Consider the following 6,812-nt stretch of genomic DNA (forward strand, 5'->3'; position numbering starts at 1 on the left):
GGGTTTACTCCCCTCCAAGCGCCCGCACATGGAGTTGGCAAATGACTAATCAAACTCTACTTAATGTATCCGACCTAAAGATGCAGTTTGGCGGCCTTGTTGCTGTTAATGGCGTTAATCTGAAAGTTGATGAAGGCGAGATCGTCTCCATCATCGGGCCAAATGGCGCGGGGAAAACGACCGTATTCAACTGCCTCAGTGGATTTTATACGCCCACCTCCGGCGTCGTAGAATTTATGGGTGAAGAAGTGCAAACCCTGCCTGACTTTAAAATCTCATTGAAAGGCATGGTCAGAACCTTCCAACATGTGCGTTTATTTAACAACATGACCGTTATCGAAAACTTGTTGGTTGCACAACATCGTCACGTAAATACGAATATTTTTTCAGGATTGTTTAAAACACCTGGCTACAAAAAGTCAGAAGAGCAAGCCATGACGCGCGCCAAGTATTGGCTCGAGAAAGTCGGCTTAATGGAAGTGGCAAATCGTGAAGCAGGAAATCTCTCGTATGGGCAACAGCGCCGACTTGAGATTGCTCGATGTATGGTAACAGAACCTAAACTTCTTCTTCTTGATGAGCCTGCTGCGGGTCTAAACCCAAAAGAAACCAAGGATCTCGACAACCTCATCGTATCGTTGAAAGAGGACTACCACGTCTCTGTTTTGCTGATCGAGCACGACATGAATCTCGTTATGGGTATCTCAGACAACATCTACGTGATTAACCAAGGGACCCCCCTCGCCTCTGGTACGCCAGACCAAATCAAGGGCAATCCTGAAGTAATCAAAGCATATCTGGGAGAGGTGTGATGCTCAGCTTAGACAACGTACATACCTATTATGGAAAGATCCAAGCGCTTACGGGTGTTTCTCTAAATGTCCAAGAGGGCGAGATCGTCACGCTGATCGGAGCGAATGGCGCAGGCAAGTCAACCTTGCTCATGACCGTGTGTGGCGACCCGAGAGCTGCAGAGGGTCGGATTGAGTTCCGAGGCAATGACATCACTCAAGCTGAAACATCCGACATCATGCGAAGCGGCTTGGCCGTTGTGCCGGAAGGCCGACGCATCTTCTCTGGCCTGACAGTGGAAGAGAATCTGCACATGGGTGGTTTCTTTGAATCGAAGGAAAGTATCGAAGAGTCTATGGAGTATGTCCTGGGCTTGTTTCCGCGCCTTAAAGAACGCTATGCACAGCGAGGAGGGACAATGTCGGGTGGTGAGCAGCAAATGCTTGCCATAGGCCGGGCGTTGATGAGCAAGCCAAAGATGCTATTTCTTGACGAACCATCACTTGGTCTAGCCCCGATTATTATCAACCAGATCTTCGAGATCATTGAGCAGCTACGTGACCAAGGTATGACAATATTTTTGGTCGAACAAAATGCAAATCAAGCATTGAAACTGGCTGATCGAGGTTATGTTTTAGAAAACGGCCACATTGTACTGCAAGATACGGGCGACAACTTGTTAGTCAATGACGAAGTAAAGAAAGCGTATTTGGGCGGCTAAATAGCGTGCAGCACTCGTTGAAAAAGGCAGCCTAGGCTGCCTTTTTTTGTGATTCGGATGAATCGAGTTCCTCAGCCTCATAGCGCTCTTCAACATAAGAGGGCCGTCGGAGCAAGATAGATAAATCTCGATATCTAAACACATCTCGAAACATCGCGAAAAACTCATCGAGATTAAGCCTAAGCGGATTCATCGTTGTTGGCTGGCGAGAGGTTAAACCATATTCGATCTTGCTCACCTCACGCTCATCGACAAAAGTCCCGAACAACCGGTCCCATAGGATAAAAATACCACCAAAATTTCGGTCGATCTGGTCAGGTTTACAACCATGATGCACTCGATGATGTGACGGCGTGTTCATAACGTACTCCAAAAAACCCCAACGCTTGAACACCTCTGTATGTAGAAAAAACTGATAAGCCAAGCTTGCCTCAATCGCGATCAAGGTCCAAGTTTTATCAAAGCCAATAATGGCCAAGGGTAACCACCATAAAACCCAACCGAAATTCACATCCAGTAAGAAGTTTTGCCTCAGAGCAGTCGAGAAATTGAGATGTTTTGATGAGTGATGGGTTACATGCACAGCCCACATCCAACGCACCTTATGCATCGCAACATGGTACCAGTAGTAGAAAAAATCTTGGGAAACGACCAGAAACGCAATGGCGAAGAACCCAGCTTCAGGCGTGTAACCAAAACCGTATTGCTGAACTTCTTCATAGAAAAACTGAATGAACAACGCTACAGCAATGCCATCAAAAACCTTATACATCGCGCCGGTAGAAATGTTCGCCAAGGTCTCATTCCAATGATAAGAATCAATATTTTTGCGTTTCAAGTACCAAGCTTCCCAAGCGATCAAACTTAGAAAAAGGGTCCCAAAAATCACAATAAACATCAGCGCATGAAAAACATCATTCATATTTTTTATTCTCGATACCTATGCTGCTGTTAAAAGAGCAGGCAATTTCTCACTCAAACCAACTAATGATGATATGCCTCTCGAATCGTATCAGCGATAATTTGTAAGCCCTTTCTTACACGTTCCTCATCCTGCGAATAGGTAACGCGCAAGCATTCATTGCGATGCGACCAATCAAGATCATGCTCACTATCTAGGCCGGGAAAGAAATGATGGCCTGGTACAACAAGAACACCACGCGTTTTTAAACGCTCATACATCTGCTGACTTGAGACAGGACAACCTTTCATCCAAATCCAGAGAAACATCGCCCCCTCAACCTTATGCAACGAAACAGGCAAATCTCTGCAAAGCGACTTAAAGTAGGCCTCGGCCTTTGAAGCCTTGTCAAGATAAAAAGGCCGAACAAGCTCATTACTCATTTTTAGAATTTCACCCGAGGCAACAAGGTCTTTGGCCAGCATTGGCCCGAAACTTCCGGTAGCCAGGTTCATCACTGCGTTGATACCAGATAGCGCATTAATGGTTTCCTCGTTTGCGACCACAATACCGGTTCTTGCAGCAGGTAATCCCAGTTTCGAAAGGCTCAAGCAAACAATTGTATTGTCATTCCAATGCGGTTTGGCATCACTAAATATCAGATTCGGAAACGGTGTCCCGTAGGCTCCGTCAATAATAAGCGGTACATCTCTCGCCCGAGCAATCTCGTCGAGCTTGCGGATCTCATCATCGGTCAACACGTTGCCGGTAGGGTTCGTTGGGCGAGAAACGCAAATTGCCCCAACTCGCTCATCAAACTCCAAAGACTGAAAATCGATCTTATACTTGAATGTCTGTTCATCAATGGTCTCGATTTCTGGCCGAAACGCTCTAAAAATCCCGTCGCTCAACCCCGAATCACTGTAGCCAATATACTCTGGCGCGAGCGGTAATAAGATCTGCTTTGATATGCCTGAGGCATATTGGCCCGCAAACATATTAAACAGCATGAAAAAACCGGCCTGGCTACCGTTGGTAAGAGCCACATTCCGCTTGGTGAGATTCCACCCATATTCCTGATTAAGCAAACTGACCATAGCATCGATAAAGTCGATCTCACCCTGAGGAGGATCATAGATTCCGATCAATCGCTTCATGCTATGTCGATCCTCAGTCAGCAGAGAAAGCTTTTCCTTAAATACTTTTTCAACTTCAGGAATATGCGCAGGATTGCCCCCACCCATCATGATGATGTCAGAACCAGAGTTCAGCGCATTACCTAGATCCTCCATGAGGCTCGTAATACCTGAAGTTCCGCCTAACTTGTTTCCAAAGGAGGAGAACCGAGTCATATGCTTTAGAATCTAACCCCTCAAGCCAAAAAGAAATTGCATCATCCACTCGGCCACCAAATGCTCTTGTGTTTCAGTGCCAATAGAAGCGATGCCTTCATCATACCGCTCAACCGGATAGCGCGCTCGACGTAAACGCATCAAACGGTCGCTATAATCATTTGTAAACTCGGGATGCCCCTGAAAACCCAACACTTTGCCTGGAATGTAAAACGCGCCGTTTTCACAGAACTCGCTTCCGTAAATTCGAGCTGCGCCTTGCGGTAATTGAGTGACTTGATCCTGGTGGCTGAACAACAATGTCAGACTCTCAGGCATATCTTCAAACGGCCCGTCTACACCTTGCTTCTTATGTTCGATAGCACCAATACCCCAACCCTTGTTGGACTTCTCGGCTTTCCCTCCAAGGACATCTGCCAGTAGCTGATGGCCGAAACAAATACCCACGACACGAATACCTGCATCATATATATTCTGAACGAGTATTCTGAGAGGTTCACGCCATTCAACCTCGTCATAGACCCCGGTTTTACTGCCACTGATCAAGTACGCGTCGCAGTCGCTAACATTGGAAGGTAATTCCCCATGGCATGCCTTGTACCGAATAAATTCTGGCTGCTCCGCTGCCAAAGTGGTTTTGGCTAACAGGTCACAAAACATGGATGCATAATTGGGATAGTCATCAACTAACTCCGGCGCAATCTCATCACAATCTAATATTCCAATTTTCATACTGCTGATCTCTTTCTATTTTTTCGTTGTGTTTCATTGCACTTTGCAAAGGTACACAGCTAATTTTGACTAAGCTGGTCATAAAGACCTACGCTATAACTTTAGTGATCCCTGCACCGTATTTACACGTTGCTAAACCTTAACAACTTGGAGTCCACCCTCTATGCCTCGCTCAATGAACTTAGAACAAGGTCCTGACCGCGCCATTTCTCTTATCTTACTCGGAGCTATGTTTGTCTTTTCTATATTCTCGACCCACATTGCAGCATCAGAGCAAAACGGCATTCGAGTTTCTGCGATCGGTACCTCTTCTGTCGAACCGGAGCTCGCTCGCATCAGTCTTAGTTTTGAGCACACAGCGGACACCGCCGATCTTGCGAGAGATTTTACAAGCAATCAAGTTAGCAAGCTCCTTAACTCATTGAAAGACTTCGATGTAGACAAAGACTCCTTGGACAGTAGCCAAGTAAACATTGCACCTCGATACAACTATCAAGATAAAGTAAGATCTCTAGAAGGCTACCAAGTGACCCGTTTCGTTAACTTCTCACTTTCCAACCTCGACCAACTTGAATCTTTGGTGAATGCCATTACCGCGTCTGAGGTTTCCCGCGTAAACGCGATACGTTTTGATGTCAAAGATTCTTCTGAAGCACACGCAATAGCTTTACAAAACGCAATTGAAAAAACCAAATCTGCTGCGCAGGTTATTGCTCAATCATATGGAGCTGAGCTCGGCAAAATTCAGTATGTTGAACACAACATTGAGCACAGCGATCGTCCCTCGCCAAGTCCAATGCGCGCGATGGCTGTGGAAGCCCAAAGCGCGGATGAACCTGACACCTATCAAATCAAAAATATCGAATTCAAAGCACGAGTTTCAAGCACATTTGAATTAGATTAAGCACTCTGTTCTAGGCTGTTGTTTGAAGTATCACGCATACCAAGCAGCAGCTTACGGTAATACAGAAACAGACCCGAAAGAATGAGCCCTGTCCCTAAATACACTTTCACCGAGATCGTTTCGCCATTCACAAGAGCCCCCAATATGAGCGCCAACGCGGGGGTCAGCAAAGTCACCATCGCTACTGCGGCTGCTCCAGCAACTTTCAATAAAAAGAAGTAAGCACAAAATCCCAATAACGACCCAAACAAGGCGAGATAAATCACAGCGTATGGAGACTTACTAGACCAATCTATGGCCGGTATACCGCCATCGAGCACCAACCACGCAAAACCAAACAATGGTACAGACATGACAACACTGCCAACGGTTGTCGCCAGGGGGTTCCCCTGAAAACCAATTTGCTGCACTTTTACGCCGCTAAAACTGTAGAGAGACACGCCAAGCAACAAAAACAAAACGCCTTTATAACCCTCGCCGCTCACCACCACGCCATCAAGACAAATCACACATAAGCCAATAAACGAGACTAAAAAAGCGGCAATTCTATCTGGCGTGAAGTTATTCTCCGAAAGCACAAAATAAGCGAAAACCCCGGATAAGAGCGGCGCTAAAGCAAACAATACAGATATCAAACCTGAGGGAATAAACTGCGAAGCACTATAAACACAAAGCATTGCAGCCACGATACCCAACTGAGAAAACGCATACGTGCGCACAGCATCGCGCTCCCATGAAATCTTGATCGCCAGCACATAAAGCATCACCCAACCGACAACCGCCGCTAGAAGCATACGCAACCCTAGTGCAGCAACAGGCGTCATCGTCTCGGCACTCCAAGAGATTGCTAAAGGTGTTGTAGACCAAACCAATACGATGGTTAGGTAAGCAGGCATAATAGACACGAGAATTCTCCCTATAAACTCGTCGCTTAACCTCACTAAAGCCAAGTGGAGGTTAATGTCATTTCAACGGAGTACATCGGGAGCAAGAAGAAAGCCACCGCATGAACGCCGTGGCTTTGAAAGAACTATTTAATCAACAAAACACACGGAAAGACGAGCACGGGCCAATGCCACGCGTGCGACTAAGAGTCGCATCATGAGCAAGCTCGACCAAGAGTGTTTTAATACAGTGTTGATATTCATGCGGCTTAGAATGGTGCTAAACGATTGCTTTGTCAATCCCGGCAGGAATTTTACCGATAAGACTGCCTTGCACTACTCGTTTCACTCGCAAGGAACGAACATCAACAAGCTGAGCGGCGATTGAAATCGCTATCTCTATCGGAGTATGGCTTCCGATCGACAAGCCGACTGGCGCTTTAAGTTTCTCTATCTGATTTTCCGTCAAACCCAGTTTCATAAGCCGCTGCCTACGCAACTTCGCGTTACGTTGCGACCCCAAAGC

8 protein-coding genes are annotated in these 6,812 nt (G+C 46.3%); 3 read left to right on the forward strand and 5 right to left on the reverse strand.

Going from position 1 to position 6,812, the window contains the following annotated elements; translation table 11 throughout:
• Positions 1–41: 41 nt before the first annotated feature.
• Both livG and A3751_RS03040 read left to right on the forward strand, forming a co-directional pair.
• Positions 42–812 (forward strand): high-affinity branched-chain amino acid ABC transporter ATP-binding protein LivG, encoded by a 771-nt coding sequence (gene livG / locus A3751_RS03035; RefSeq protein WP_068451896.1) that lies wholly within the window; start codon positions 42–44, stop codon positions 810–812.
• Entirely contained in the window at positions 812–1,513 is a 702-nt protein-coding gene (locus A3751_RS03040) for an ABC transporter ATP-binding protein (RefSeq protein ID WP_068451901.1), read from the forward strand. The genes livG and A3751_RS03040 overlap by 1 nt, the downstream gene beginning before the upstream one ends.
• 31 nt (positions 1,514–1,544) lie before the next feature.
• On the opposite strand, the gene A3751_RS03045 is transcribed toward A3751_RS03040, so the two are convergent.
• From A3751_RS03045 to A3751_RS03055, 3 genes are all read right to left on the reverse strand, one after another.
• Positions 1,545–2,435: a sterol desaturase family protein gene (locus A3751_RS03045; protein WP_068451903.1), complete on the reverse strand. Its 891-nt coding sequence runs from the start codon at positions 2,433–2,435 to the stop codon at positions 1,545–1,547.
• Positions 2,436–2,497: 62 nt separating this feature from the next.
• Positions 2,498–3,766: a valine--pyruvate transaminase gene (locus A3751_RS03050; protein ID WP_068451905.1), complete on the reverse strand. Its 1,269-nt coding sequence runs from the start codon at positions 3,764–3,766 to the stop codon at positions 2,498–2,500.
• Positions 3,767–3,778: 12 nt separating this feature from the next.
• Positions 3,779–4,498: a hypothetical protein gene (locus A3751_RS03055; protein ID WP_068451907.1), complete on the reverse strand. Its 720-nt coding sequence runs from the start codon at positions 4,496–4,498 to the stop codon at positions 3,779–3,781.
• A 163-nt stretch (positions 4,499–4,661) separates the two neighbouring features.
• Here A3751_RS03055 and A3751_RS03060 point away from each other — a divergent pair, with 163 nt between their 5' ends.
• Entirely contained in the window at positions 4,662–5,402 is a 741-nt protein-coding gene (locus tag A3751_RS03060; protein WP_068451909.1) for an SIMPL domain-containing protein, read from the forward strand.
• Here A3751_RS03060 and A3751_RS03065 read toward each other — a convergent pair.
• Both A3751_RS03065 and A3751_RS03070 read right to left on the reverse strand, forming a co-directional pair.
• Positions 5,399–6,298 carry a DMT family transporter gene (locus A3751_RS03065; RefSeq protein WP_082863022.1) on the reverse strand — a complete coding sequence of 300 codons (900 nt, stop codon included), beginning with the start codon at positions 6,296–6,298 and terminating at the stop codon, positions 5,399–5,401. The two genes, A3751_RS03060 and A3751_RS03065, sit on opposite strands and share 4 nt — an antisense overlap.
• Before the next feature lie 268 nt (positions 6,299–6,566).
• The coding region (locus A3751_RS03070; RefSeq protein WP_197466147.1) for an XdhC family protein at positions 6,567–6,812 on the reverse strand (246 nt) is incomplete at its 5' end.

This window comes from Oleiphilus sp. HI0080, assembly GCF_001635135.1.

Coding starts and splice junctions, on each gene's coding strand:
- livG (WP_068451896.1), top strand. CDS start 42: ATGACTAATCAAACTCTACTTAATGTATCCGACCTAAAGATGCAGTTT.
- A3751_RS03040 (WP_068451901.1), top strand. CDS start 812: ATGCTCAGCTTAGACAACGTACATACCTATTATGGAAAGATCCAAGCG.
- A3751_RS03045 (WP_068451903.1), bottom strand. CDS start 2,435: ATGAATGATGTTTTTCATGCGCTGATGTTTATTGTGATTTTTGGGACC.
- A3751_RS03050 (WP_068451905.1), bottom strand. CDS start 3,766: ATGACTCGGTTCTCCTCCTTTGGAAACAAGTTAGGCGGAACTTCAGGT.
- A3751_RS03055 (WP_068451907.1), bottom strand. CDS start 4,498: ATGAAAATTGGAATATTAGATTGTGATGAGATTGCGCCGGAGTTAGTT.
- A3751_RS03060 (WP_068451909.1), top strand. CDS start 4,662: ATGCCTCGCTCAATGAACTTAGAACAAGGTCCTGACCGCGCCATTTCT.
- A3751_RS03065 (WP_082863022.1), bottom strand. CDS start 6,298: ATGCCTGCTTACCTAACCATCGTATTGGTTTGGTCTACAACACCTTTA.